1 protein-coding gene is annotated in these 232 nt (G+C 61.6%); it reads left to right on the forward strand.

Annotation, left to right across the window (positions count from 1 at the left end; all coding sequences use genetic code 11):
- On the forward strand, window positions 1–232 hold a 232-nt coding region (locus tag NLM59_RS11640), incomplete at both ends, for a DUF6638 family protein (protein ID WP_369426811.1).

Raw genomic sequence — 232 nt, forward strand, 5'->3', positions numbered from 1 at the left:
TTGCGCGCGGCCGATCATGCCGACCGGGACCTGGTCAACATGCTGTTGTCGGAGCTGGCGCCGAAGGACGTGCGGCAACTGTTCATCTGCCACAAGGAGCTGTTCTACAGGCTCTATGCCGGATGGAGCGAGACCAAGAAGTCCTATGTCGCCGATTTCCTGCACCGCGAATATCAGGTGGACAAGGTGGGCACGCGGAAGGCACTCTTTGGCCACGACGCGCCGTTGGCCG

This window comes from Profundicola chukchiensis (genome assembly GCF_029664245.1).
GTDB classification, from domain to species: domain Bacteria; phylum Bacteroidota; class Bacteroidia; order Flavobacteriales; family Weeksellaceae; genus Profundicola; species Profundicola chukchiensis.